Annotated in this window: 20 protein-coding genes and 3 pseudogenes; 19 read left to right on the top strand and 4 right to left on the bottom strand. The window is 60.9% G+C overall.

Annotated elements, in window-relative coordinates; all coding sequences use genetic code 11:
- Positions 1–22: 22 nt before the first annotated feature.
- Positions 23–325: a hypothetical protein gene (locus tag C479_RS00355; protein WP_007696267.1), complete on the bottom strand. Its 303-nt coding sequence runs from the start codon at positions 323–325 to the stop codon at positions 23–25.
- A 153-nt stretch (positions 326–478) separates the two neighbouring features.
- Entirely contained in the window at positions 479–808 is a 330-nt protein-coding gene (locus C479_RS16705; RefSeq protein ID WP_007696270.1) for a hypothetical protein, read from the bottom strand.
- A gap of 99 nt (positions 809–907) precedes the next feature.
- Between C479_RS16705 and C479_RS00365 the strand changes: the two genes are divergently transcribed.
- The 4 genes from C479_RS00365 (at position 908) to C479_RS00380 (ending at position 6,376) form a co-directional block, all read left to right on the top strand.
- Positions 908–1,369 carry an ArsR/SmtB family transcription factor gene (locus C479_RS00365; protein ID WP_007696272.1) on the top strand — a complete coding sequence of 154 codons (462 nt, stop codon included), beginning with the start codon at positions 908–910 and terminating at the stop codon, positions 1,367–1,369.
- 41 nt (positions 1,370–1,410) lie between these two features.
- Positions 1,411–1,602, top strand: a complete 192-nt coding sequence (locus C479_RS00370; protein WP_007696274.1) for a hypothetical protein — start codon at positions 1,411–1,413, stop codon at positions 1,600–1,602.
- Between the two features lie 213 nt (positions 1,603–1,815).
- A complete protein-coding gene (locus C479_RS00375) occupies positions 1,816–5,034 on the top strand; it encodes an MrcB family domain-containing protein (protein ID WP_083893766.1) in 3,219 nt (1,072 codons plus the stop codon).
- A complete protein-coding gene (locus tag C479_RS00380; protein WP_007696278.1) occupies positions 5,027–6,376 on the top strand; it encodes a hypothetical protein in 1,350 nt (449 codons plus the stop codon). The genes C479_RS00375 and C479_RS00380 overlap by 8 nt, the downstream gene beginning before the upstream one ends.
- A 79-nt stretch (positions 6,377–6,455) precedes the next feature.
- Here C479_RS00380 and C479_RS00385 read toward each other — a convergent pair whose 3' ends face one another.
- A complete protein-coding gene (locus C479_RS00385) occupies positions 6,456–6,689 on the bottom strand; it encodes a hypothetical protein (protein WP_007696280.1) in 234 nt (77 codons plus the stop codon).
- A gap of 639 nt (positions 6,690–7,328) precedes the next feature.
- Between C479_RS00385 and C479_RS16995 the strand changes: the two are divergent.
- The 15 genes and pseudogenes from C479_RS16995 to C479_RS00440 all read left to right on the top strand — a co-directional run.
- A pseudogene (locus C479_RS16995) lies at positions 7,329–7,964 on the top strand (eCIS core domain-containing protein); the annotation flags it as partial.
- 930 nt (positions 7,965–8,894) lie between these two features.
- On the top strand, positions 8,895–10,001 hold the full coding sequence (locus C479_RS17005; RefSeq protein WP_394295135.1) for an eCIS core domain-containing protein: 1,107 nt from the start codon (positions 8,895–8,897) through the stop codon (positions 9,999–10,001).
- Positions 10,001–10,498, top strand: coding sequence for an ankyrin repeat domain-containing protein (locus tag C479_RS00395; RefSeq protein ID WP_007696283.1), 498 nt, complete (start codon positions 10,001–10,003; stop codon positions 10,496–10,498). The genes C479_RS17005 and C479_RS00395 overlap by 1 nt, the downstream gene beginning before the upstream one ends.
- A gap of 76 nt (positions 10,499–10,574) precedes the next feature.
- Positions 10,575–10,931, top strand: coding sequence for an HNH/ENDO VII family nuclease (locus tag C479_RS17050; protein WP_083893768.1), 357 nt, complete (start codon positions 10,575–10,577; stop codon positions 10,929–10,931).
- Positions 10,928–11,434 (top strand): ankyrin repeat domain-containing protein, encoded by a 507-nt coding sequence (locus C479_RS00400; protein WP_007696285.1) that lies wholly within the window; start codon positions 10,928–10,930, stop codon positions 11,432–11,434. Before C479_RS17050 ends, C479_RS00400 begins: the two co-directional genes overlap by 4 nt.
- 107 nt (positions 11,435–11,541) lie before the next feature.
- Positions 11,542–11,835: pseudogene (locus C479_RS15705) on the top strand (eCIS core domain-containing protein); the annotation flags it as partial.
- Positions 11,836–12,042: 207 nt separating this feature from the next.
- A pseudogene (locus C479_RS16715) lies at positions 12,043–12,417 on the top strand (MarR family transcriptional regulator).
- Between the two features lie 111 nt (positions 12,418–12,528).
- The gene (locus C479_RS16190; protein WP_161607154.1) at positions 12,529–12,678 is read left to right on the top strand and encodes a hypothetical protein; all 150 of its coding nucleotides are present in this window, start codon (positions 12,529–12,531) and stop codon (positions 12,676–12,678) included.
- A 131-nt stretch (positions 12,679–12,809) separates the two neighbouring features.
- Entirely contained in the window at positions 12,810–13,175 is a 366-nt protein-coding gene (locus C479_RS00410) for a group I truncated hemoglobin (protein WP_007696288.1), read from the top strand.
- Between the two features lie 170 nt (positions 13,176–13,345).
- Complete coding sequence (locus C479_RS00415) at positions 13,346–13,573, top strand: DUF7860 family protein (protein WP_007696290.1); 228 nt, start codon at positions 13,346–13,348, stop codon at positions 13,571–13,573.
- Positions 13,574–13,895: 322 nt separating this feature from the next.
- Complete coding sequence (locus C479_RS00420; protein WP_049906985.1) at positions 13,896–14,789, top strand: DUF6159 family protein; 894 nt, start codon at positions 13,896–13,898, stop codon at positions 14,787–14,789.
- A 348-nt stretch (positions 14,790–15,137) separates the two neighbouring features.
- Positions 15,138–15,821 (top strand): hypothetical protein, encoded by a 684-nt coding sequence (locus C479_RS00425; protein WP_049906986.1) that lies wholly within the window; start codon positions 15,138–15,140, stop codon positions 15,819–15,821.
- Between the two features lie 86 nt (positions 15,822–15,907).
- Positions 15,908–16,525 (top strand): GAP family protein, encoded by a 618-nt coding sequence (locus C479_RS00430; protein WP_007696295.1) that lies wholly within the window; start codon positions 15,908–15,910, stop codon positions 16,523–16,525.
- 172 nt (positions 16,526–16,697) lie between these two features.
- A complete protein-coding gene (locus C479_RS00435) occupies positions 16,698–17,717 on the top strand; it encodes an AI-2E family transporter (RefSeq protein WP_007696297.1) in 1,020 nt (339 codons plus the stop codon).
- Positions 17,718–18,499: 782 nt separating this feature from the next.
- Positions 18,500–20,275: an ammonium transporter gene (locus C479_RS00440; protein ID WP_007696299.1), complete on the top strand. Its 1,776-nt coding sequence runs from the start codon at positions 18,500–18,502 to the stop codon at positions 20,273–20,275.
- A 50-nt stretch (positions 20,276–20,325) separates the two neighbouring features.
- Here the strand turns inward: C479_RS00440 and gltB are convergent, their stop codons facing one another.
- Positions 20,326–24,942: a glutamate synthase large subunit gene (gene gltB, locus C479_RS00445; RefSeq protein WP_007696301.1), complete on the bottom strand. Its 4,617-nt coding sequence runs from the start codon at positions 24,940–24,942 to the stop codon at positions 20,326–20,328.
- Positions 24,943–25,335: the final 393 nt, after the last annotated feature.

Here is a 25,335-nt window from a genome sequence, read left to right on the forward strand (position 1 = left end):
CAGTAGGGGATTTCGCGAACGGTTAGGTGAGGAGCACGGCGATCGTCGCGGCCGTCGCGATGGCAGCCAGGACGTACTGGTGGGTTGGCGCGGGCTCTTCGCCCCGGTGGATTCGCTCGGGCTGGAGCGTGGTGACGACGGCGGCCCCGATCGCAAGCAGGCCGAGGACGATACCGGCGGTACTGGACGACAGGTAGCCGTCCTCGAGGGCCCCTCCCGCGTTCCCCACGACGAAGATGACGCCGACGAGAGCGATCAGGTAGCTCTGAAGCGTGGCACGGGTCACCAACGGCGCCGGTGACGGGGTATCCGGGGACTGCGTCATGTATGGGTGGTGGACAGACAGTGCTGTAAACCTGACCAATTTTCGGCGGACGGGGGTGCTCGTCGGAAACGGGCGAGTGGGTAACCTGGACTGACCGAACGACCAGAAAGCAGTTTACGGGATATAGCCGTGTATCGGTCTACAGCGTGTAATTCACGGTCGCCACGGGAGGGCGACACGACCGTCGGTGCGCATGACCTCCCGATTCTGTTCGGGCCAGTGGGCGAGTCGATCGCGTAGCCGGTCGCCGTCGTCGGTCGCCGGGTCGTAGCCCAACAGCGTGGCCGTGATCGTGAGGACGATCCAGCCGCCGTAGCCGAGGAAGACGGTGAGCGGGACCAGCAGGACGATGGAGACGACCACGCGGTAGAGTCGGGTGGAAAACGGTGGTGCGGGGTCGGCAGTTGACGTGTCGGCGGCCGAGGCGTTCGCGGTCGACGAGTCGTTCGTCGACGGATCGCTGGCGCCGGTTGCGTCGGTCATAGATTGATATTTCTCGTGCGACGACATCAAGCCTCGCATGACCGAAATCGCCATCTCGGTTATCGGCGGGCTTTTCGGCCCCGTGTGTGATCTGGCGCTATGAGCGGACTGCTTCCGACGGGCGGTGAATCGACGGTGACGCGCAGCGACGACGCGACCGTCTGCTTTCTGGACGACGATCGGGCCGACGACGTTCTCGCAGCCGTCGGATCCGAGACCGCGCGGGAAATCTGCCGACGACTCTGTCTGGAGACGAAAACGCCGAGCGCGCTGGCGACGGACCTGGACCGCACCGTCGAAACGGTCAGCTACCATCTGGATCACCTAGTGGCCGCAGATCTCGTCGAACCCGTCGACACCGTCTACTCCGAGAAAGGTCGCGAGATGACGGTGTACGCGGCGGCCGCCGACCCGACCGTGCTCGTGTTCGGCTCGGCCGACAACGAGGCGCAGCTTCGCGCCGCACTCGGGCAACTCTGCTCGGCTGTCGGCCCGATGGCCATCCTCATCGCGTTGAAGGAGGTCGTCACGGACGGGTTCGACGTGCTGGATTGGGTGTGAGAGGGTGACTGAGAGTGCCGGAATTACGACGCCGTCCAGGGGTGGAGCTCGCCGTCGTCCTCGATCTCGAACTCGGCGACGTTCCAGTTGGCCTGCTCGTCGGCATCGCGAGTGAGTCCATCGATGGACCGGACGTCCGTGGACTCGTCGGTGAAGGGGTTCAGGGACGAACAGCCCGCGAGGGGTGTGGTGCCGGAGGAGGCAGCCGCGAGGAGGGCTCGGCGGCGAGATGAGGGGGCATACGAGTGGATTCGGTTGGGTGAATAAGAAGTTCCTGAAAACAGGGATAGGAAACTGAACACTCTAATAAACTTGATAATAATGTGTTTATGTGTAGGGATCGATAATGGAACGCGCCTTAGTTACTAATTAAAGAACTCTGATAATAGGTGGGTTTTGTATTTTAACGAGTAGCTATATAATGCACCAATACGGATACACTCCTAATGGGATCAACTTCTAATGACCTTTCTGAGTTGCTCAATCAAGTCATATCTGATTACCCAATAGATAAAATTGGGAAACCAATTTCTCCTCATGAGGTAAGGGACATTATTGAGGATTCAATCCCTGATGTTTTGCGTCAAATATTGGATTCAGAACAGATCTCTGTAGATTCTTCTGCAGGAAAAGGCCGTTGGACATCTATCCCATGGGTTGCAATAATGGACCGACGTGAAACAGATAATATTCAGGAAGGTATTTATGCCGTCTTTCTTTTTGAGCCTCAGGAAAACCGAGTCACTTTGTCACTAAACCAGGGTGTTGGAAATCTAAAAAGGGATGTAGGAACTAAAGCTGCAAGAGAGCAATTGAAGTCTACTGCGCGGGATGTGCGGAAGCAAATAGAAATACAGGGATTTTCTGCAGAACAAATCGAATTTCCTCATGCATCCCAACGAAACACCCTCTACGGGCCAGGGACCATCTACTACAAAAGATACTCATTAGCTAATTTTCCTAATGATAAAATCATAAAAAGAGATATATCTTCAATTGTCTCCGCGTATCGGGATTTCGTTATAGAACCTAATGGACAACCCACTGTCTACCAGGTTCCTTTAAACACCGGAGATGGTGCAGTACGGACGAATTATCAGCGGACAATTATAGAAGGAGTCACCAGAAACCAGATCGAATCCATCGTCGACCTCCCCAGCAGTCGAGAGGAATTCATTGTCTGGGGAAATCGTGAGGACGAACCGGCGAACGAGGGAGACTACCTGTTGTTTGCTGACCGAGATGGCCGTGACGGTGGTGAGTACACCCGTCTAGCGAAAATCACCCATGCAACTGTTCTCGACGGTGACACTGCAGCAGCCTTTACAGATGCCGTGGGTTGGGGAGAAGTTACGGATGATATCTTCCCACACGTAATGTTCCTCTCGCCAGTTTACGAAGCAGATCTCGACCGAGAGTCATTCTGGGGCACAATCGGATTCAAAGGGTGGCCTAATGACACGTACAGTGCTATCAATTTCGATCGAAGTGAAGGGAACTTCTTTGAAGAGTATGACTCTGTTCGGGAGTTTATTCAAGCGATCAAGGGCCCACGTCTTTTTCCCGAAACAACGAGGCCGGTATACGATTGGATCGATGCAGCTTGCGACGACGTTCGGATGAAATTGTCTCAGTCCGATAGCAGCGGTTCGTGGGCAACGAAACGTATTGGGGAGGCGGTTATCGAAGACTGGTCTCACGCCCTGTCTGGATTTCAATCGTCAGGTTCAGTCTCACCGGCTACCGGTTCTACTTTCGACCAAATCAGGGCCGTATACGAGAACCTCAGACCCGAACTCGAAGCGAAAGCCGACGACTTAGCCATTGGGACGCTCGATGGACTCTCTCCGCCGCAGGTCCTATTTCTCGGCGCAGTCAGAAACATTCAGGACGACAATGACGTCTCTGGTGGCGTTCTCGACCAACCGCGCCTCAATAGCATTCTAAATGAGGCATATTCAACCGATGGCACGACGATCAACCCCTCGGAAAACGGGAGCCATACAATTTCTACCGTACTTTCCGAGGGTAGCCCGACGGTGTACAAGTTCACTGCCCCGCCCGATTACTGGCTCACGGCAGTGGAATACGGCTCAGTTTCGTTCCGTCGAGACCAGCGCGACCAGTGGAATGACGTTCAAGCAGGCGACGTCGTCCTGTTTCATTCTCGGGAGAAACCGTCGACGGACGAGTTTGCAGACCAACAAAACGGTTTGATCGGTGCTGGCGTGTTTGGAGAGACTTCCGTGAAACAAACATCGTGGTGGTGGGATGAGTATCGTGGGAACGAGGAGTTCCCGTTGGTGGCTACGTTCGACCGAATGTTTCTCACTGGTGACTTCGAGAAGCTTGATTTGTCGCGCGCGGTCGAAGCGAAGTACCAACGGAATTCCGTTGCTCGGATCAACGACGAGCTCAGCGCTCTGACGGAGAATTGTTTGTCGCTCTCAGAAGCGAACGAACGCTGTCGGCGCGTCGGAGGAACTGCGTTCCCTGCCCAGGGGATGTTCGGAACCTTCCGAACCGATGCTGGTGACGTCGATTACGATCGGCCGGTCGCACTCGTCGAAGCGATGAGTGATGACCTGACTGAGGTTCCAGCCGTCAACATTCACAAGCCATTCAGTGGGGCGTTGGTCGACAATTCGGCCGAGATCCTTGACGGTCTCTACTTCCCTGACCAACAGGGCCGAGAGATTTTAGAACAGATCGAAACGGCGCTCAGCGCTGGAAAGCATATTCTCCTTACCGGACCGCCGGGAACGGGGAAAACCGAGATTGCCGAACGCGTCTCGGCCCACCTCGCACGGAATCACCCGTACCTGTTCAGCGGCTACGAGATGACCACTGCGACGGCAGACTGGTCCACGTTCGACACCGTCGGTGGCTACATGCCGAACGAATCCGATGACTCGGGGGAGAATCTGTCGTTCAATCCTGGAATCGTTCTCAATCGGCTCAAACGCACGAACTCCGGTGTTCAATCGAACGAATTGACGATCATCGACGAACTAAATCGCGCTGATATCGACAAAGCCTTCGGCCAACTGTTTACGTTGTTGTCGGGTCAATCAGTTCAGCTCCCGTACACGGTAGACGGTCGCGAAGTCGAACTAACGACGTACGATGACGTGAGTGGCATTCCCGATCCAAACCAGTACGTCGTCCCGAACTCGTGGCGGATCTTCGCGACGATGAACGCTTATGACAAAACCTCGTTGTACGAGATGAGCTACGCCTTTATGCGCCGTTTCGCGTTTGTGCGTGTCCCCGCTCCAACGATCGATGATTCGACAGAAAAACGCAAAGATCCAGCCACGGATTTGGTCCACAACTACGCCGAGGCGTGGGATATCCAGGCCTCCCAACGTGAGGTGGATGTTGTTGGGAAAGTATGGCGCAAAGCGAACAGTGCGGTGAAGGAACGATCAATCGGACCGGCGATCATCGAAGACGTTCTCGAATACGTCTCCCAGCATCCGGAAGATCGACTTGGCCATCACCTCACACAGGCGACGATCAGTTACATTTTCCCCCAATTGGAGGGCGTTCCGAAACGGAAGACCATCGTCCAAGAGATTCAGAAGGTTCCGGATATCGATCAGGACCTCTTGGCTCAAGCCGCCCAAGAAATGCTCCAGATTCCAATTACAGAAGATGCGTAAGACCGAGCTTCTGGAGCGACTGACGGAGGATATCTTCGCGTACGTGATGCGAGGGTCGTTTCCGGAGCGTGAACTGGCACGGTCTCTCAAGCCCGAACAACTTGACGATCGGTTCGAGGAATACGAGCTTCTGCTGGATCTGCACTTTATCCTGCAGGATGACGTGGTCGAGTTCGTTCGTCGGTTACCGGAGCATCTTCGAAGTCTCCGGACCGAGACGAGAACGGTCTCGCGGACGAGACATGGGACCGTCGACGGCAGGATCAACTGGGGTGCGACAGTGAAACAGCGATACAGTCAGCACCCGCACGACAACTCGATCTTCGTGTGTGACAATCGATCTGAGACGTACGATATCCCGGAGAATATCGTCCTCAAAAAGCTCATTTCGATCATCTATCGGACGATTCAAGAAGCCGAAATGTATCTTGTAGATGATTACGACTGGGTCAGCGAGACGTGGCGCGGAAACGAAGAGTTAGTCGACGAATTGCAACGAATCGTCGAACGTAACGTCCACGTCCGGCGGATTCGCGAACCGGACTCGTACGAACCGACTGAACGGATGGTGACGGCCGCAGCTGATTCCCGTCACGACGTCTATCGCAGTGCAGCTGACCTAATTCGTTCCCGAGAACGACTCTTCGACGGTCAGAAGGACGAGATCCGTGGACTGCTTCAGGAAACGGCTATCGCACCTGATGACGAAGATACGCTCTTCGAATTATTTGTCCTATTCAGTTTCGTTGGAACGATAGAGGAGTTGCGCGATACCGAACCCACGTTCCAGACGATCTCGACTAATCGCCAACAGATCGCGAAGTTTGAGGGGGAGAACGAGCTGGTGCTCTATCACGATACGTCTGCGCAAGATCAGAATTTGTCATTCGTAGCAATGCCAGATGAGGAGAAGGAGAACCATTCACGTTCGGACAAAGTGCAGCTGGTCGCACAGGACATTGCCGGGGACTACTTCGACAAAGAGTACCAGAACCACACTGGTAGACCCGACGTCATCGTACTGGAGATAGTTTCCGACGGCGAGGAACCAAACGAGTACCTTATTACCGAAGTGAAAAACAGCACGAACGAAGACACGATTCGGAGAGGAATCAAGGAGACGCTCGAATACTTGGCATTTCTCCGTGTCAACGAGAACTACGTCTTCGGAACAGAACGTGATGAGGAGTACTTCGGATCCGGCTGGAACGGACTGCTCGTTGTGCAAGACATCGAAGACGATACTGCTTCGTTAGATGCTCAGGATGGGAACGAAATCGCCATTCTTCAGGCATCGGAACTAGAAGACCAGTTAACGACCGTATTGAGACACCTGATATAGGGGCTGAGCCAGTTTTGTGGCAGAAATAGAGACGGAGTGCTGGAAATCTACTATAGCGTGAAGTGCCGGAATACGGACACTACCGCCTTGTCTCCTTCTTCACCGCCTCCGAGAACTCGGACAGATTCATCGCGGCCGCACAGTCCGGACAGCAGTACCGCACGGAGTGTCGGTACTCCGCCTCGAGCGGCTCGGGTGGCTTGATGTCCACCCGAAAGAGCCGCGACGGTGCCACGCCCCGATCACACCGATAGCACCCCTGGGAGCGAGGCGCATCGCCGGTCCCGTCCCTCGTTCGCTCGACGGATTTCATCCGAGTACCTCGCAGTTCTGTCGGTCGAACTGGTCGAAGACACTCGGCCCCCAATCCCCAAAAACGAAGAACTGCGACGGATAGCGATACGACTCTCTAAACCAGTGGCGTGCGAGACCTTTTTGTCTCGATGGTGTGTTTCGGAACATGGCAACCAAATTGCTCACCGTGATTTGGAAGCCACGTCTCGGGTGCTGCAACACCCGGGGCATTTCTACCCCTCGTGGTCCGTGGCTTCCGTCCGGTTAATTGACGTGATGGGTAATATAGTTACCGGTGAGTGAGTGGAATCAAATTCGAATTCTGTGGTAGGTTTTGTTGGACTCGCAGATTGACGGTGCCAGCAATGGTAGCGCGCACTCGATAACAGGCGATGGAAAACCCACCGTCACCGCATCGAACCCACGGGGAAAGAATTATCATAATATAGGATAAATTTTGGACCATGAGTGTGTGGCCCCGCCGTATCTTTCGGTGCCGACGATCCCTGGAGGCGAGTCGTCGATGACCAGGCGTCGACGGCGCCGATCACAGCGGTCGTCCGAGGACGAACGCGAGGCGACGGACTCGTCCCGATCCCGTCGGAACGCCCGCACCGAGTCCGCCGGACCGGACGCGCGTGGCCCCATGGGGGTCCCCATGATCGGCGCCGATCAGCAACCGCTCGACGAACCGGTTGCGCTCGGGCCGACGGCGAGCGAACGAGCGGGCGAAATCGTTTCTGACTTCCTGAATCGGCCCGACGAGATCCCGGACGACAATTCACGCCAGAACCTGGCCTCGCTCCAGCGGAACATGGACGCCCACGAGGCGTCTGGGCCGGCGGGCGACGCCGGCGTCCCCGACTCCGTTCGGGAGGTGATTTCCTCGTCCGGCCAGTCACTCGACGCGTCGATCCAGCGAGCGGTCGAAGAGCGAATGGGCGACTCGTTCGGCGACGTGCGAATTCACACAGGATCGAAAGCGGCCGCAGCCTGCGAGGACATCAACGCGCGGGCGTTCACGGTCGGGAGTCACATCGCGTTCAATTCGGGCGAGTACGATCCGGAGAGTCCGGAGGGGCAACACCTGTTGGTGCACGAATTAGCCCACGTCCGCCAACAGACTGGTGCGGCGATTTCGATGATGCCGCAGGCGGACGCGAACCTGGAGATCGATCCCGACCCACAGCTCGAACGCGAGGCCGAGGAGACCGCCCAGCGCGTGATGGACGGCGGTGAGCTGGGAATCCAGCGGCTCGCAGATACGGCGGTCCACGTCCAGCGAGTGCCACAGGGCACAGCCACCCGTTCCGGGTCGTCCCAGCGCCCGGAACACTACACGGTCGAGGAGGGTGAAACGATCCGGGAGATCGCAGAGAAACTCGGCGTCAGCGCCGAGGCACTGAAAACGGCCAACTCGGACCAGCTCCACGGGTCAGAGGACAACCCATACTTCTACGCGGGAGCGACGATCACGATTCCCCAGGAGGCGAGTACGAGCCGAAACACCGGCCTGTGGGTACCGGACAACGCCTTCGAGGAGGTCGGCGAGACCGTAGACGAGGTCGGTGAGTGGGTCCAGTCGCTGTTTGCCACGGCAGAGTCCTCGACCGATACGATCGACACGAGTCGAGTGACGACAGTGATCGAGGACGAACTAGCGGACTATCAGAACCTCGACGTGGAGATCGGGGACGGGGACGAGAGGGAAACGGTCACCGTCGATGCTGCCTACTACATCGCCACGCGCGACGTCGACAGCCGCGGGAGCGAGTTCGAAGATCTGGTGGCCGAGACCAACGAATACGCCGATACCCAGTTCAAAGGGACAGGCGGTGGCACGTTCACGATTGGCCGAGCAGCCCAATTTGGCAAGGCCTCGCCAGGTACGCTCGAGGACTTCCTTCAGCACGCCGTCGACGAGGGGTACGTCACACCGGACGGGGACCGCGAGTGGGCGGACCTTTCGAGCGACGAGAAGCAGTCGGTGCTGCAGAACTGGGTGGACCAGAAGCAGATCGGCGTCGACTGCTCGGGGTTCGTAGCGCACCTTCGGACGGAGATCCGTCGGACGGTCGGCGCAACGGTCGAGCGCGTGGCGAACAGGGGTGCCACGGCCCACCACGAGATCGGCGACCGGGTGGAAACCCCGGAGGATCTCCAGCCCGGCGACGTCTGGGTCTCCCACGATACGGATGCGGGGGATAGCTCCAATCACGTCCGAATGGTGGCGCGGATCGTCGACCAGTCGGCCGAGCGCGTCGAATTCGAGTACGCCGAGTCCGCCGGCGGGGTCGGGCCGAACAGCGACACGGCGGAGCTGGACGCGGACGAGTTCGCGGCGGAGTTTAGCGAGGCCGACGACGTGACGACGGGGTTCTACCGGCCGGATTACGACTCGGACCGGCTCCTTCCCGTCCAGCGCGCTCCGACGGCAGGGACTGCGACCCGTGCCGGCGAAACCGGGGTCCCCGAATCGGTCCGCGACGTCGTTTCGTCGCCCGGCCGGTCGCTCGACCCGTCGATCCAGCGCACGATGGAAGCACGCATGGGCGACTCGCTTGGGGACGTCCGCGTGCACACCGGGCCGAAAGCGGCCGCGGCGTGCGAGGCGATCAATGCCCGGGCGTTCACCGTCGGCAATCACGTGGCCTTCGGTGCTGGCGAGTACGACCCGGAGAGCGAAGACGGGCAGCACGTGATCGCGCACGAACTCGCACACGTGAGACAGCAGACGGGTGGTGCGGTGTCGATGCTGCCGCGGGAAGATGCGGGGTTGGAGATCGACCCCGATCCGCAACTTGAGCGCGAGGCCGAGGAGACCGCAGAGCGTGTGATGGGCGGTGATGAGCTGGGGATCCAGCGGCTGGGCGGGACTGATGTGCACGTGCAGCGGTGGACGGACCAGCCCCGAGACAAGATCGGACGATTCGACTTCAAGGACGAGAAAGCGTATCCGGACAAGAAGTACGGTATCGAGCACCGTCCCCCCTACGCGCCCGGCCAGGTGGAAGAAGTCTGGCAGCGAGCGATACAAGAGAGCCCCGATGGCAAGGTTCGGGATCCAAATAATCCGTCCATTGTACTGGAATGGAATAGGTCAAAATCCAGACGTCGACAGTGGCACATGGGTCACAGGCCTGGGCGCGAATATCGGTACTTATTGAAATTTTATTTAGAAGGTGTGATATCCGAAGATCGGTTCATCAAGGAGTGCCAAAATGCCGAACACTATCAACCAGAAGCACCGAAAGAGAATATGAGTAGAAAGCATGAAAGCAGTGGGCAATACTGGGAAAAGAAATTCGGATCACTGGAGAGTGATATGTAATGTCGAATTGCAATGACGATACAGTCGAATTAGAGTATAGCCCTATCGAGAAGGCGATTATCCACGGCAACATGGATACGTTCTTAGAGGAGGTTGAGAGCGCCGACATCCACCAGCGTGCAGAGAACGGTCAGAACCTCCTCCACAGTGCCGCAGTAGTTGGTGAAGCGGAACTCGCCGCGGAGCTCGTTGACAGAGGTGTCGACATGGATGTTCAGGATTACGAAGGGAAGACACCACTCCACCGCGCGCTGGAAACCGAACACAACGACGTTGTACAGATTCTCGTTGAAAACGGTGCAAGTCTTGACATTGAAGACGACTACGGCGCACAACCGCTGTTGAAGGCGGTCTACAACGGGGACATCGATATTGTCAAACTACTCGTGGAAAACGGTGCGGACCCTAATCACGAGAACAACAGCGGAATGTCCCCGCTCGACCTTGCCAAGGAGTACGGCATTCAAGAACTCGTCAATATCCTCAAGAAGGGATAATTTTCCTCCACGGCGTTAGCCAGAAATGAGGGGTTCGTATGTTCAGTAATACCATCTACCTAACGTTCAGAATTATCTGCCGCCCTGTGCATCCGGACAGGTCAAAGCGGTCTGGCAGCGAGCGAAGCAAGAGAGCCCCGATGGCACGGTTCGAGATCCGAATAAACCGTGGATAGTACTCGAATGGGACAGATCGGAATCGAGAGCCGACCAGTGGCACATGGGTCACAAAGAAAATCGAGAATACCGCCACTTGCTAGAATATTATTTGCGAGACGTAATATCCGAACGAGAGTTAGTCAATGAATATCATGACCCACACCATTATCGGCCAGAAGCACCGAAAGAGAATTCAAGCCGAAAGCATGAGGGAGACGGCGAGTACTGGGTGGAGACGTTTGGGCCGTTGCCCGAGGGAGATGATTCCAGGTGAGCTATAAAAGCACATATCACGCGATCATCCAAGGGGATGAGGAGGAATTCTACTCAAACGTTGACGAAGCCGATCTTGAGGCGACGAGTGAATCGGGCAAAAACCTCTTGAGTACAGCAGCGACGGTAGGTGAAGACGAGATGGCTGCCGCGCTCATCAACAGAGGTATAGACATTCACCTCAAGAACGAAGAAGGGAAAACTCCACTCCATCTCGCGTTAGAGCACGAGAATAATGATGTCGCGAAGTTATTGGTGGAAAACGGTTCAGATCCCAACATTCGGGATACGTACGGGAATACGCCGTTGATGCGGGCGGTTTTCAAAGGAAACGTCGAAATGGTGAAGCTGCTGGTGGGACATGGGGCCGATCCAACCGTGGAAAACGAAGGGGGCAACACCCACTTGATCTCGCCCAGGAGTACGGTATACAGGAACTCCTTGAGGCTCTCAAAGGGCAACAAGATCACAATTAATCTCGGGCAACCAATGACGAATTCATAGGCCAGTTCAGAAACGACGCCGTCGTAACGACGAGATTCTGCCCCAGAGCGATACGCTCGGGCAGAATTTACGATTCAACAGGTTCTCACGGGCGGCACCTCGGCCGTGCTGGCGAAACCGGGGTTCCCGAATCGGTCCGCGACGTCGTTTCGTCGCCCGGCCGGTCGCTGGAGCCGTCGATCCAGCGCACGATGGAAGCACGGATGGGCGACTCGCTGGGTGACGTCCGCGTGCACACCGGGCCGAAAGCGGCCGCGGCGTGCGAGGCGATCAACGCGCGGGCGTTCACCGTCGGCAATCACGTGGCCTTCGGCCCTGGCGAGTACGACCCGGAGGACGAAGACGGTCAGCACGTAATCGCGCACGAACTCGCGCACGTGCGCCAGCAGCCGGGCGGCGCGAACGGAGTGAGGGCCGCGGGATGAGCGCGGGAGGAACGCAGTGACGACACGCGAGTCGGATGCGACAATCTCGATGATGCACGCGCAGCAGCACCTAGAAACACACGGGTGGTGAGGAAACCGCGCTGGATGGCGTCGACACCACCGTTCACACCATTCACAGATCTAACGCCTATCACGATCCCCACGCAATATCCAACTGGAATCATGTCCATCGATCGAGAGACGTTCGAACAGTCGGAACCGGGAGAACCGTCCGACGTCTCGACGCGGAGCAGGAGCTCGTTTTCTCGCGACGAACGAAGAGCGAGCGTTCAAGGCGAGTGAAATCGCGGCACGAACGGAACTCGACGACGGTGCCGTGAGCACCGCACTCACGCGCCTGAAGCGTCGCTCCGTCGATCACAAGGAGACGTTCTGGGCGATCACGAGCGACGAAGAACGCCTCGTCGGTACGACGGGTACGAACGGGCGAGCGCACTGTTCAACGAGCAACTCGGTCCAGAAGGCCGGACGGAGTGGCGCGAGCACGCGCCGGACGCACCCCATCCGAGTCTCGCGGACGAGGGCTGTGACCGATAACGCGCCGATTGACGAATATCGGTGCCGACGGTCGAGATGCACTGTAGGACCTGTCCTGCCTCGCGACGGTCGATGTACTGACCGCCTTGCAGTTCGAACCGCGGGTAGCTAGTGCGTTGCTCGACGTGGGAGTTCCGATCGACGGGCCGGCCACAGTCGGGTGCTAGAGCGGCGGCCACCATCACGGTCGAACACGACGGCGCCGCCGTCGACATCTCGATTTCCGACGCGCTCGATGTGCAATCGGCCGTCGTCGAGTGATACGCGCTCACTGGAGACCCCGAGAGCGGCCGGTTTCGACCGATCCGTGAAGGAAAACTCGCTGATCAAAGTTCTTTCCCCGAACGTGTTTTATCGGTTTCATTTTATACCCGGACACGAACGGTTAGTTGATGGCAACACCTAAATCGGTATATCGTCGAATCGGCGGACAAGAGACCGTCGAGGCGGTCGTCTCTGACTTCTACGACCGAGTGTTCGACGACCCGCTCCTCGAACCCTACTTCGAAGAATCGGACCGTCGTGCGCTGTACGCCCACCAGGTCCAGTTCGTCAGCAGTGTCGCCGGTGGTCCCGTCTCGTACGATGGGGACGACATGCGCACGGCCCACGCTGGTATGGGAATCACCGACGAGGCGTTCGATCGCGTGGCGACATACCTCCACGAAGCGCTCGTCGAGAACGGCGTCGACGACGAGCACGCAGAAACGATCCTCGACGAGGTGAACGCGTTGAAACCCGAAATCGTCGAGGAGTAATCGATACACTTGAGAGGCGACCGGTTTTCGAATCGAACCACCAAGTCGGTGCAGTGTCGGCGGCTCGAATCGATTTCCGACACGCTGTGTGTCGGGCCCATTCACTGACTACTGGCTGTGCACTCAGTTGGATCGAAACAACGATAGGTCGGTTCGCCCGAAATAGGCCTATGTCACGATACGGTGCGATCGATTACGCGCGGTGGACCAAAGGTGGATTCCTGCTGGGTCTGTCCCTGCTCGCGTTCGGCGCAGGCGGTGAGATACTGGGAAACGCGTTCGTCGCTTCGCTTCCGGCCTGGGAGCATACCCTGTTCACGGCCTCCGAAGGTGTCGGGATCCTTATTGGGCTCGTTTCACCGCTGCTCTTTGGAATCGCACTGCCGCTGACGGAGTGACCGAACACCCACGTCGACCGATGTACCTGTGTCGTCGTGCCTCCAACCGTGTTGCCATCATTGTTACCGATTCCATCGATTGACGGGCCATCCAGCTCGACCGCTGTACAGGCTGTTCCGTCCGATGGCGGCGACGGGCGCTCCACGCATCCAGTCGGTCACGTCGACTGGCTTGGACTCCCTCGCACGCTCTCCGCGTCCACGGTACCGAGTTTGTGATGGAATCCATGGAAACCCGTGGCGGCTGTTCGACAACGGCACCGGTTCTCCCGACTGCTAGCAAACAAAGAATCTAAATGCTACTGAGATAATACCTTCATGTATGGGAATATTCAGCCGCCTCAAGATCGGTTTCGGGATGGCCCGTCGGAGTGCTCGCGTGCTCCGGGCACACCCGAAGCTCCTCACGTTCCCGCTTCTGGGAGCGCTGTCGGGACTCGCATTCTTCCTGACGCTCTTCGGGAGCCTCTTCGCCACGGGACCGATTTTCCAGGAACCAGGACCCGCCCTCTTCGCGGCGCTGTTCGTCGCTTACCTCGTCGAGACGTTCGTCGCGTCGTTCTTCACGGCAGCGTTGATCGCGGCGACACGGACCGCATTCCAGGGGGACGAGCCATCGATTCGTGGGGCTCTCGCGACGGCCTGGCAGCACAAGTGGCCCCTCCTCGCGTGGTCGGTCGTCGCGGCGACCGTCGGTGTGCTCATCAAAGCCATCGAGGGAGAGGACAACCTCGTCGCACAGATCGCGGCCGCCGTCTTCGCCGTCGCGTGGAGTCTCATGACGTACTTCATCGTTCCGGTGATCGTCTTCCGTGACCCCTCCGTCCGCGAAATGTTCTCGGAGAGCGCGCGCACGTTCAAAGAGACTTGGGGCGAGTCGATCGGGGCGATGGGGGCGATCGACATCGTCTCGTTCGTGCTGGTGGTCGCCGGAGGGCTGCTCGGCGGGGCTACCTACCTCGTCTTCGGCGGTCTCGGGACGGCCGGCCTTGTCGTGACCGTGGCCATCGGCGGGACGGCGATCCTGCTCGGCTTCCTGGTCGGGAAAACGCTCTCCGGCATCGCGAAGACCGCGCTGTACCTCTACGCAACGGAAGACACCGCCCCGGAGTACTTCGAAGATATGGACTTCGGCGGACTCGGCGGCGACGACTCGGCGGCGAGTTCGAGTGGGCTCTCCGGCGCGATGGGTGGTTCCGGACGCGGCCGGATCTGATTGACGCAGTTCGCGACCCCGCGCTCGAGACTTCGGACGAATCGTTTCGCTACCGTGCAGCTACCTACTAACGTGGTACACACGGGCCACCGTTGGTCGGACCGCCTGACGCCTCATCTCGATCCCTGTCGGTGCCGACGACGCAGTCCGATAGTGTGATTTATCGGGACGTATCCGTCGGTGACGGCGTCGTGGTCGGTACGCTGCTCGTCTTTCTGTCACTCCTCGGCCATCGGCGGCCGCCGCTGACACGATCCGCGCGCGTCGTCCATTCACTCGTAGCCACCCACGCTCGTTCCTGTCTGCGAATTAGAAAGAATAATGTACACGCCTCCCGAAGCTTCGTTCATGCTCGATGCGCTCGTTCGCACGGCCCGCGAACGTCTGACGATACGGCACGTTCTCGGATACGTCGCGGCAGTCGCGATCGTCTACGGCATCTCGCAGAACGGGAGCCTGGTCCTCGGTATTGCAACCGCGTTCGTCATCACCGAGGCGATGGCCGTCGTCCGCGAAGCGCCCGGGATCGACGGCCGATGGGCGGGTGTCGGAATCGGTGTCTTCGTGACGGGCCTCAGCCTCGTCTGGTTCGCCTACGAGTACGCCGTTCCGGCGTCTGACGGCCCCCTGTGGTTTCCGGCACTCACCGCTGGGGTGGGGGTCTGGTTCATGCTGGACGCTCGTCGCGATTTCATCGAGGGTCGACGACGGGATGGTGCGCAGCCAGCGGACGACATGACTTCGAGCGAAGCGATGATCGTCATGAACCACGCCCACCTCGTCAGCACAGAACTCGAATCCGGCCCGAAGACGATCCCCGAGCTCGCCGCTGCATGTGACCTCACCGAGTCCCGCGTCCGCGAGGTCATCGACGTCGTCGGCGACAACGAGACCATTTATCCCGTCGACGACCAGTCGGCGGACGGCGCCACCCGGTACGCGCTGGACGAATCGAAGATGGGAACCGTCGCGTTCGTTCGCTCGATCGTCGGCCCCGCCGCGCGCCGACTGGTCAGACCGTTCCGCGGGTAGGGCCGAGCGCGACGCCGCGTCGAGCCATATGGGCGGCTTGCCCGCACAGGGCGCACGGGATTGATCGCTCGGATCGAAGTGCCATCGTGCAGTTCCTCGAGGTACTCCCGCTGGTCGTGGTGATGGTCTCCGGACCGCAGATCCTCAGCGCCATCTTCCTCGCGACGAGTCAGCGCTGGCGGACGAACTCGGCGGCCTTTCTCGCCGGCGCTGCCGTTTCGATTTCGCTCGTCGTTGGGATCGCGTACGTGCTGGACGTCGGCGTCGTCGGTCGGGGACGACCGTCGATGGTACGGACTGGTGTCGTACTCGTCGCTCTCGCGCTCGCGATGATTCACACCTACCGGACGCGTGAGACGGCCGAGTCGCCGCGGTGGATGGGATCGATCGAATCGGCGTCGCCGCGCGCCGCGTTCCGACTCGGCTTTCTCCTGATGGGTTTCTTCCCGACGGATCTCCTCACCTCGATCGCGGTCGGTTCGTACCTCTCCGGGCGCGACGCACCGTTCTGGCACGTGGCTCCGTTCGTGGGAGCGACACTCGTGGTCCTTGCACTTCCGTCGCTGGCGCTGATTGCGGGCGGCGAGCGCGCTCAGCGTTCTCTTCCATCGATCCGCACCTGGATGGACGACAACGCCTGGCTCGTCTCCGAGTTCGTTCTGCTCTTTTTCGTCGTGATGACGCTCTCGAACGTGGCGCCGTGAGTCCGTGGCAGTCCCGGTCGTTCGCCTCTCGCCTCGTGCGAACACGACACACTCATTTACTCGCTTGCCGAACTGTCAACAAATGATGACACATCGATCGGTGAACACGGTCGGCCGGGCCGCGTCGGGATCGCTCCGCAGTCAATCGAGGTCCACGGAGCCCTGATTCCGGATGCGACTGGCCAGGGGGACCCTCCTCGCGATCGCGGCGGTGTTCATTGCACTCTCGGTGCAACTCGTTTTGCCGTTTCTCCAGTACGTCCTGGGTGCTGTCTTGCTCGCATTCGCCCTGTACCCGCTCCAGCGGCGCCTCGAACGTCGCGTCTCGCCGATGACAGCGGCCCTGTCTCTCGTTAGCCTCGCCGTCGTCGCCGTCGTCGTCCCGTTCATCCTCGTCTTGTCGGCGATCGTCGACGAGGCGCAGTACATCCTCGAGAACGTCGATGCTCGGATGCTCCGGATCGACGCGATCGAATCACGAATTCGGGAGCTCACCGGCTACGACGTGACGCTCGACGGCCAACTGATCGGATCGGGACAGGATCTCGGACGAACCGCTCTCGAGCAGTCGACGGCTGCGTTCAGTTCGCTCACGACGTTTGCGATCGGCATCGTTCTCGCACTCTTTCTTGTATACTACCTGCTGAAAGATGCGGAGGCGCTGGTCGCGTGGCTCTATCGCACGATGCCGTTGCCCGAGGACATCCAACGTGATCTCTACAGTGAATTCACCGACTTGCTGTGGGCTGTACTCTTTGGACACGTCTTCGTCGGCGTCGCTCAGGGGCTCGTCGCCGGGCTCGGCTTTCTCCTCGTGGGGATCCCGAACACCGCTTTCTGGACCATCGTGATGATTGTCCTGGCGATGGTACCGCTCATCGGGACGATTCCCATCTGGGGTGGCGCCGTAGTCTATCTCGTGGTACTGGAGCAACCGGTACTGGCCGGCGCCCTGTTCGTCTACTGCGTCGTCGTGGTGGGCGTCACCGACGATTATCTGCGACCGTTCGCGGTCGATCGCTACGCCGAACTCAATCCGGCCGTTATCCTGCTCGGTATCCTCGGCGGTGCGTACGCGTTCGGCGTGATGGGGCTGTTCTACGGCCCGATCGTTCTCGGCGGGCTGAAAGCCACCCTGCGGGTCATCACCGACAACTGGGAGCGACTGGGTGCCTTTACTGTCACCGAGTGAGGGTGCCGTCCCGAAGACGAATGCTACGAGTCGTATCTGGCGGCACGTCCTCGCGGACGATGACCGGGCCTGCATCCGTTCCGGGCACTGTTCGCGCGGAACATCGACCATTGCGGGACCGAGCCGATCGGCACAGACATCTCCGTTCTCAGACCAGTACCGTTCCCTGTCCGAGTCAACACCATTCACGATACGCGTCGACGGTGCGGATGCGCCGGTTCCAGCGCAGTATCGGAGGCGGTCATCGCCGACGTTCAGTCACCGTGCTGGCGACAGCCCACCGTGGAGCCGCCGACTGGTGGATGAACGTCCACCGGGCTGCAGCGCTGCCTAAAGAGCCTCGATATCGATTCGAGAACAGTTTTTCCTCCGCGGTATCGGCGATAGATGGGAAACCGACTATTCGTCCAAACCCGTTTCGAGACGATCTCGGTTCGTGCAATTACTGCCGCGCGCGAGAAATTCTTCGGTTTCACGGCCTATTCCCTCACGTGTGGGTGTGTTTCTGCCGATTTTTGGTGTGGGAATGAAGTAAAAAACGCCATATAATTGGGTGTCTGGCCGGTTCGAATTCCCTTATACAGTATCGGGTTCCTAATGGACCGACTACTCGTCGCATTCTCGGGCTGTTTTCTGGATATATGGGCTCGATTATCTTTATCTGGTTCTTTGAACTGCACTCTATTCGTGTTCAGAGATCGAATCACAATGTGTTTCGGGGTATCGGTGGATGAATGGTCACACGAATCGGCTGCGTTCGGAACGAAACCGGGTGAGGGTCAATGATCGATGTGTCGGCGCTATCGGTCGCCCCGTCCGACCTCGAGACGCTCGCGACGGGAATGAACCTGCTGTGGGCGCTCGTGGCGACGTTCCTCATTTTCTTCATGCATGCGGGCTTCGCGATGCTCGAAGCGGGTCAGGTGCGATCGAAGAACGTCGCGAACCAGTTGACGAAGAATATGCTGACCTGGGCGGTCGGCGTCGTCGTCTTCTTCGTGATCGGGATGGGGGCGGCGAATTACGTCGGCGCGACGGTGGTCGGCGCCGACGCGGCCGGGCCGCTCTCGATGTTCGGCGTGGGGTCGTACGACTGGACGATGTGGCTGTTCAGCGCGGTGTTCGCCATGACTGCGGCGACGATCGTCTCGGGAGCGGTCGCCGGACGGGCGAGACTCCGCGCGTACGTCACGTACACGTTCGTCCTCGCCGCCGTGATCTACCCGGTCGTCAACGGACTCGTCTGGAACGCGGGGACCGGCGTCCCGCTCCTGACGGACTTCGGATACCACGACTTCGCCGGCGGGATGGTCGTTCACGGGTTCGGCGGGGTCGCAGCCCTGACGGCCGCCTGGATTCTCGGCCCGCGTCTCGACCGGTACGACGACGATGGGAACGTCAACGTCATTCCGGGTCACTCGCTGACCGTCGCCGTCCTCGGGACGCTAATCCTCTGTTTCGGGTGGTTCGGCTTCAACGTCGGTACCGCCGCGACGGTCGTGACGGTCGACACGGCCGCCGAAGCTGGAAGTATCGTCGCGCTGGCCGACTTCTCGTACGTCGGCGGCGTCGCCGTCGTCACCGCTCTCGGGATGGGTCTGGGCGCGATCGGGGCCGGTGTCGTCTCCTACGGTTCGAACGGCAAAGTCGACACGTTATACGTCGCGAATGGCATGCTGGCCGGCCTCGTCGGCGTTACCGGACCGACGGACGTCATCACTCCGGTGGGTGCGATCGCGATCGGCTTCCTCGCCGGTGCGCAACTCCCCATCGTCTTTGGGTTCGTCGAGAAGACGCTCAAGATCGACGACGTCTGCGCCGTCTTCCCCGTCCACGGGAGCGCGGGGATACTCGGCCTCGTCTTGTACCCCCTCTGGTCGAACGCCGAGGGCGCGACGGTCGTCGGTGACGGGCTCGTCGCGGGCGGCATCCTCTCCGTCGAGGCGTCCGCATTCGTCCCGCAGATCGTCGGGATCTCCGTCATCACCGTCGTGACGGTCGCGTTGACGGCGGCCGTCTGGGGACCGCTCAAGCTTCTGGGACAGGCCCGCGTCACGCCGGATCACGAGCGGGATGGCCTCGACTCCGCCGAGCACGGCGTCGACACCTACCCCGAATTCGGCGACCCGACCGTCGCCACCGACGGCGGCGCGATGGTCGAGCAATCGGGCGATTCGACGTCGATGCGCGCCGACGGGGGCGAGACCACCGGCACCGACGTCGAGCTCGTGGTGGCGATCATCAGACCGGGGCGACTCGAGGCGGTCAAGACCGCACTCGCCAAAATCGGCGCCCCGTCGCTCACCGTCACGGACGTCTCGGGTCGCGGTTCCCAGCCGGCTAAAACCGGTCAGTGGCGCGGCGAGGAGTACGCCGTCGACCTTCACAAGAAGGTGAAAGTGGAGGTCGCCGTCGCCGAAGTGCCGACCGAGGAGGCCGTCACGGCCATCGCGAACGCGGCCGACACCGGAGATCCCGGCGACGGGAAGATTTTCGTGATGCCGGTGATCGACGCGCTGCAGGTTAGAACCGGGAAAACGGGGTCTGACGCGGTGTAGCTGGCCGCGACCTGCGTTCTCCCGACCTCCGACGACCGGGTTCAGCGAGCCTAGTCGTCGCTCGAGATGCGACCGGGGATCGAGTGGACCTCCGAACTCGCCGGCCGACTCGGCAGCTCGTTCCGAACGTCGGTGCGACCGTCGGACTCGATAGCGCGCCGATAGGCCTCCGGTATCACGGCGACGAACTCGTCGGCCGCGCAATCCCAGTCGGCGAGGAGGGCCGCAGCCCGCTTCGAGTCCGTGTACGCGACGTGGTTCTCGAGGAGTCGACGAAGGATCGCCTCGTCGCGATCCGAGAGTTCGTCGGTCCCCTGGACGGAGTCGCTGGAGATCGATTCCCGGCGATCGCCGTCGGGATCGTGAATGTAGGCGACGCCGCCGGACATCCCCGCGGCGAAGTTGCGACCGATGTCCCCCAGGACCGCGACGACGCCGCCGGTCATGTACTCGCAGCCGTGGTCGCCGACGCCTTCGACGACGGCTTTCGCCCCGGAATTTCTGACGGCGAAGCGCTCGCCGGCGACGCCTTCGACGTAACACTCGCCGTCGGTCGCGCCGTAGAGCGCGACGTTGCCGATCGAAACCGTCTCGGCGGGGTCGTACCGGACGCCGTTCGGCCCGTCCACGGTTACGATCCCGCCGGAGAGGCCTTTTCCGACGTAGTCGTTGGCGACGCCGGTGAGGTGAAGCGAGACGCCGCTCGCGAGGAACGCACCGAAGCTTTGACCCGCCGTCCCGTCGAGGGACACCGAGATCGTCTCGTCGGGCAGGCCCGCTTCACCGTACCGGCTCGCGACGCGGTTCGAGAGCATCGTCCCGACCGCGCGGTCGACATTTTCGACGCCGGTCGAGAGCGATATCGATTCCCCGTCGGCCAGCGCCGGTTCGGCGCGTTCGATCAGTTCACGATCGACGTGATCGTCAAGTCCGTGGTCCTGCTCGCGCCCCTTCGTTCGCGCGCTCCCGGCCGGTTCGGCGAGCATCGCGGAGAGATCGACCGGCGGAAGCGGGGCGCCCGCTGCGTCGTCGGTGGACGCGGCGGTTCCCCGCGTCGAGCGCTGTCGAAGCGCGCCGACGCGGGCGATCATCTCTTCGACGGTCTCGAACCCGAGCTCCGCCATGTACTCGCGCAGTTCGTCGGCGACGGACGTCAGGTAATTGCTGACGTGAGCCGGTTCGCCGGGGAACCGTTCGCGAAGATCGCCTCGTTGCGTCGCGATTCCCACGGGGCACGTATTCTCGTGACACTGACGGGCCATCACGCACCCTTCCGAGACCAGCGACGCCGTCCCGAAGACGTACTCCTCGGCGCCGAGCAGCGCGGCGACCGCGACGTCACGGCCCGTCTTCAGGCCGCCGTCGACCGAGAGGCGGATGCGATCTCTGAGTCCGGTCTCGCACAGCAGTTGGTTCGCCTCCGCGAGGCCGAGCTCCCACGGCCGACCGGCGTGCTTGATCGACGTCCGCGGCGAGGCGCCCGTCCCGCCCGAGTGGCCCGAAATGTGTACCGCGTCCGCCTTGGCCTTCGCGACGCCGGCGGCGATCGTGCCGATGCCGGCTTCGCTGACCAGCTTGACGTTGACGTCGGCCCCCTCGTTCGCGGCCTTCAGGTCGTAGATGAGTTGCTTCAGATCCTCGATGGAGTAGATGTCGTGCAGCGGCGGTGGCGAGATGAGCCCCACGCCGGGCGTCGACTTTCGGATGCGAGCGATCTCCTCGCCGACCTTCGAGCCGGGAAGATGGCCGCCCTCGCCCGGCTTCGAGCCCTGCGCCATCTTGATCTGAAGTTCGTCCGCTGCGGCGAGGTACGTCGACGTGACGCCGAATCGGGCGGAAGCAACCTGCTTGACAGAACACTCCCGTTCGGTCCCGAACCGTTCGGGCGGTTCACCACCCTCGCCGGTGTTCGCTTTGGCCCCGATGCGGTTGGTGGCGATCGCGTTGTTCTCGTGCGCTTCGGGAGAGAGGCTGCCGAGCGACATCGCCGCGGTCGAAAACCGCGTCACGATCTCCGCGACCGGTTCGACGTCCTCGATCGGTATCGGGTCGCGATCGGAGTCGAATTCGAGCAGCCCGCGAAGCGTCTGGAGTCGCTCGCTCTGATCGTTGATCAGCTCGGCGAACTCGAGATAGCGATCGTAGTCGCCCGACCGAACGGCGTCCTGGAGCGCGCCGACAGTCTGCGGATTCCACTGGTGGTGGACGCCGTCGCGTCGATTGGCGAACTCGCCCGTCCGGTCGAGCGCCGCTTCTGACTCGTCGAACCCGTTTCGGTGACGCGCCAGGAGGTCCGCTTCGAGTTCGGCGAGACCGATCCCGCCGATCGTCGTCTCGGTGCCGGTGAAATACCGCTCGACCAGCTCGTCATCGAGGCCGACGGCCTCGAATATCTGGGCGCCGCGGTAGCTCTCGACCGTCGAGATTCCCATCTTCGCCATCGTCTTCGAAAGTCCGCCCTCGAGCGCACCGACGTACGCATCGATCGCGTCCGCCTCGTCGGCGCCGTCCGGTCCGGCCGTGAGGTTCCTGATGGTATCGAACGCGAGCGTGGGACAGACTGCGCCCGCGCCGTACCCGATCAACGTGGCGACCTGGTGGACCGTGCGGGGATCCCCCGATTCGACGACGAGCCCCGCACGCGCCCGTAGTCCCTCGCGAACGAGGTGCTGGTGGACGGCGCTGGTCGCCAGGAGGCTCGGAATCGCCGCTCGATCGGGACCGATGGTCGCGTCGGAGAGGATCACGAGTTCGTGACCGTCCGCGACGGCAGCGGCGGCGTCGGCCCGCACCCGTTCGAGGGCCGCTTCGAGCGCCTCGCCCGCGTCCTCCGCGGACTCGTCGCTGCCACCGTCCCGTTCGACCGCGAACGTAGTATCGACCGTCGTTGCGGTGATTCCGTTGCGTTCTCCCTCCCGGACGGCGGCGAGGTCGTTCTCGGTGAGGATCGGCGAGTCGAGGACGAGTTGGTGGGCGTGAGCGGACGATTCGTCGAGCAGATTACGCTGGCGGCCCAGTCGACACTCCAGACTCGTCACGAGCGCTTCGCGCACGTAGTCGATCGGCGGATTGGTCACCTGGGCGAACAGCTGTCGGAAGTACGAGAAGAGCGGCCGATTGACCGACGCGAGAACCGAAAGCGGCGTGTCGTCGCCCATGGACCCGACGGGATCCTCCCCGGACGCGGCCATCGGTTCCAGGAGCGATTCGAGTTCGTCGTGCGTGTAGCCGAAGGCGGCCTGGGTGGCGCGCAGTCGCGGCGTTTCGCCGTCGGTGGCGGGCGCCGAGACGGCCGAATTCTCGCGGACGTGATCGAGGTGAACCTGCTCGGAATCGATCCACTCGCCGTAGCGATCGTCGACGAGTTCGTCGAAGACGTCGTCGTCCGCGCGCACCTCGCCCGCCGCCGGGTCGATCAACAGGAGCTCGCCCGGTTCGAGGCGGCCCCGGTCGGCGATAGTACTCGGCTCCAGTTCGAGTGCGCCGGTCTCGCTGGCCATCACGACGCGACCATCCGTCGTCACTTCGTAGCGACAGGGTCGGAGCCCGTTCCGATCGAGGACGGCCCCGACACGCGACCCGTCGGTCGCGGCGACGAGCGCCGGGCCGTCCCACGGTTCGACGAGGGACGCGTGGAAATCGTACCAGTCGCGTCGGTCGGCCGCCATCGTCTCGTCCGTTCGCCAGGCCTCCGGAATGAGCAGTCGGAGACAGTGCGGGAGGGACCGCCCATCCGCGAGGAGGAGTTCGAGCACGGTATCGAAAACGGCCGTATCGGACCGGCCGTCGTCGTCGACGATCGGTCTGATCGCATCGAGATCCGGAATCGTCTCGCTGTCGAGTTCCGATTCCCGCGCTCGCATCCAGTTGACGTTGCCGCGGAGCGTGTTGAACTCGCCGTTGTGGATCGTCCGTCGAAACGGGTGGGCGAGGTGCCAGGCGCCGAGCGTGTTCGTCGAGAATCGCTCGTGAACCATCGCGAACGTCGATTCGACGCGCTCGTCGGAGAGGTCGGGATAGTACGACGCCAGTTGCGTCCCGGTGAGGAGTCCCTTGTAGACGATCGTCTCCCGATCGAGCGAGCACACGTACACGTGGTCAGGTTCGGGATCGTCCAGTTCGGCGAGCGTCGATTCGAGGGCGCGACGGGCGACGTAGAGGCGACGATCGAAGTCGTCTGACGGGATCGCGTCGGCGTGATCCGCCGGTGCCACGAAGCACTGGGAGACGGCCGGTTCCGATTCGAGGGCCGTCTCGCCCAGCCCCGCGTTGTCGGTCGGGACGGCCCGCCAGGTCAGGACGTCGAGATCGTACCGCGCCAGGACGGATTCGACCGCATCGACGACCGTCTCGCGGGCGACCTCGGCACGTGGGAGAAAGAGCGATCCAGCCGCGTACGTCTCCGGTAGCGGGACGTCCAGGACCTCTCGGAAGAAGCGATCGGGGGTCTGGAGCAGGATTCCCGCTCCGTCGCCCGTGTTCGGTTCGGCGCCGGTCGTTCCGCGGTGTTCGAGGTTTCTGAGAAGCGAGAGCGCATCGGCGACGGTTCGATGGCCTCCGCCCGATTCGATGTCTGCCACGATACCGACGCCACAGTTGCTCCGGTGATCCCCCGGTGCGAGTCCATCGACGTGCGATGCGGCGGACGGTGCGTCCGATCGAGACATATGGCATCACATCGCATGATCGGATAAGAGGCTACGCTATAATGATTATATGGTATATAGGTGCATAATAGGTGTTATTAGGTCGGGTGGTCGAAGGGTAGGGTGCGCACCGACGAGCCGTCGTCCACGTCGCTCGATGGGCGGCACCTTCGTCGACTACCTGAACTACACGGCCGTGTCAGCCGCCCGCTCAGCGCAAAATTTCGCGTGATCGATGAACCGATGCGATCGGGCCCGTCTCCGATACAAAGGTTTGCATAGCCGGACGTGGTTGGCACCGTTGAGAGACTCCCGTGTCCGGTCGAGACGACGCTTCGTCGGAAAAGTCGAGCGCGCGTCCCTCCGATGAGGCGGACCAATCGACGCCACCGACCGACTCCGTCGACCAGCGTC

Origin of the sequence: Halovivax asiaticus JCM 14624 (assembly GCF_000337515.1) — an archaeon.
GTDB classification, from domain to species: Archaea; Halobacteriota; Halobacteria; order Halobacteriales; family Natrialbaceae; genus Halovivax; species Halovivax asiaticus.

Excerpts from the sequence above, each read along its gene's own strand:
- C479_RS00355 (WP_007696267.1), bottom strand. The coding sequence starts at position 325 with ATGACGCAGTCCCCGGATACCCCGTCACCGGCGCCGTTGGTGACCCGT.
- C479_RS16705 (WP_007696270.1), bottom strand. The coding sequence starts at position 808 with ATGACCGACGCAACCGGCGCCAGCGATCCGTCGACGAACGACTCGTCG.
- C479_RS00365 (WP_007696272.1), top strand. The coding sequence starts at position 908 with ATGAGCGGACTGCTTCCGACGGGCGGTGAATCGACGGTGACGCGCAGC.
- C479_RS00375 (WP_083893766.1), top strand. The coding sequence starts at position 1,816 with ATGGGATCAACTTCTAATGACCTTTCTGAGTTGCTCAATCAAGTCATA.
- C479_RS00380 (WP_007696278.1), top strand. The coding sequence starts at position 5,027 with ATGCGTAAGACCGAGCTTCTGGAGCGACTGACGGAGGATATCTTCGCG.
- C479_RS00385 (WP_007696280.1), bottom strand. The coding sequence starts at position 6,689 with ATGAAATCCGTCGAGCGAACGAGGGACGGGACCGGCGATGCGCCTCGC.
- C479_RS17005 (WP_394295135.1), top strand. The coding sequence starts at position 8,895 with ATGGTGGCGCGGATCGTCGACCAGTCGGCCGAGCGCGTCGAATTCGAG.
- C479_RS00395 (WP_007696283.1), top strand. The coding sequence starts at position 10,001 with ATGTCGAATTGCAATGACGATACAGTCGAATTAGAGTATAGCCCTATC.
- C479_RS00410 (WP_007696288.1), top strand. The coding sequence starts at position 12,810 with ATGGCAACACCTAAATCGGTATATCGTCGAATCGGCGGACAAGAGACC.
- C479_RS00415 (WP_007696290.1), top strand. The coding sequence starts at position 13,346 with ATGTCACGATACGGTGCGATCGATTACGCGCGGTGGACCAAAGGTGGA.
- C479_RS00420 (WP_049906985.1), top strand. The coding sequence starts at position 13,896 with ATGGGAATATTCAGCCGCCTCAAGATCGGTTTCGGGATGGCCCGTCGG.
- C479_RS00425 (WP_049906986.1), top strand. The coding sequence starts at position 15,138 with ATGCTCGATGCGCTCGTTCGCACGGCCCGCGAACGTCTGACGATACGG.
- C479_RS00435 (WP_007696297.1), top strand. The coding sequence starts at position 16,698 with ATGCGACTGGCCAGGGGGACCCTCCTCGCGATCGCGGCGGTGTTCATT.
- C479_RS00440 (WP_007696299.1), top strand. The coding sequence starts at position 18,500 with ATGATCGATGTGTCGGCGCTATCGGTCGCCCCGTCCGACCTCGAGACG.
- gltB (WP_007696301.1), bottom strand. The coding sequence starts at position 24,942 with ATGTCTCGATCGGACGCACCGTCCGCCGCATCGCACGTCGATGGACTC.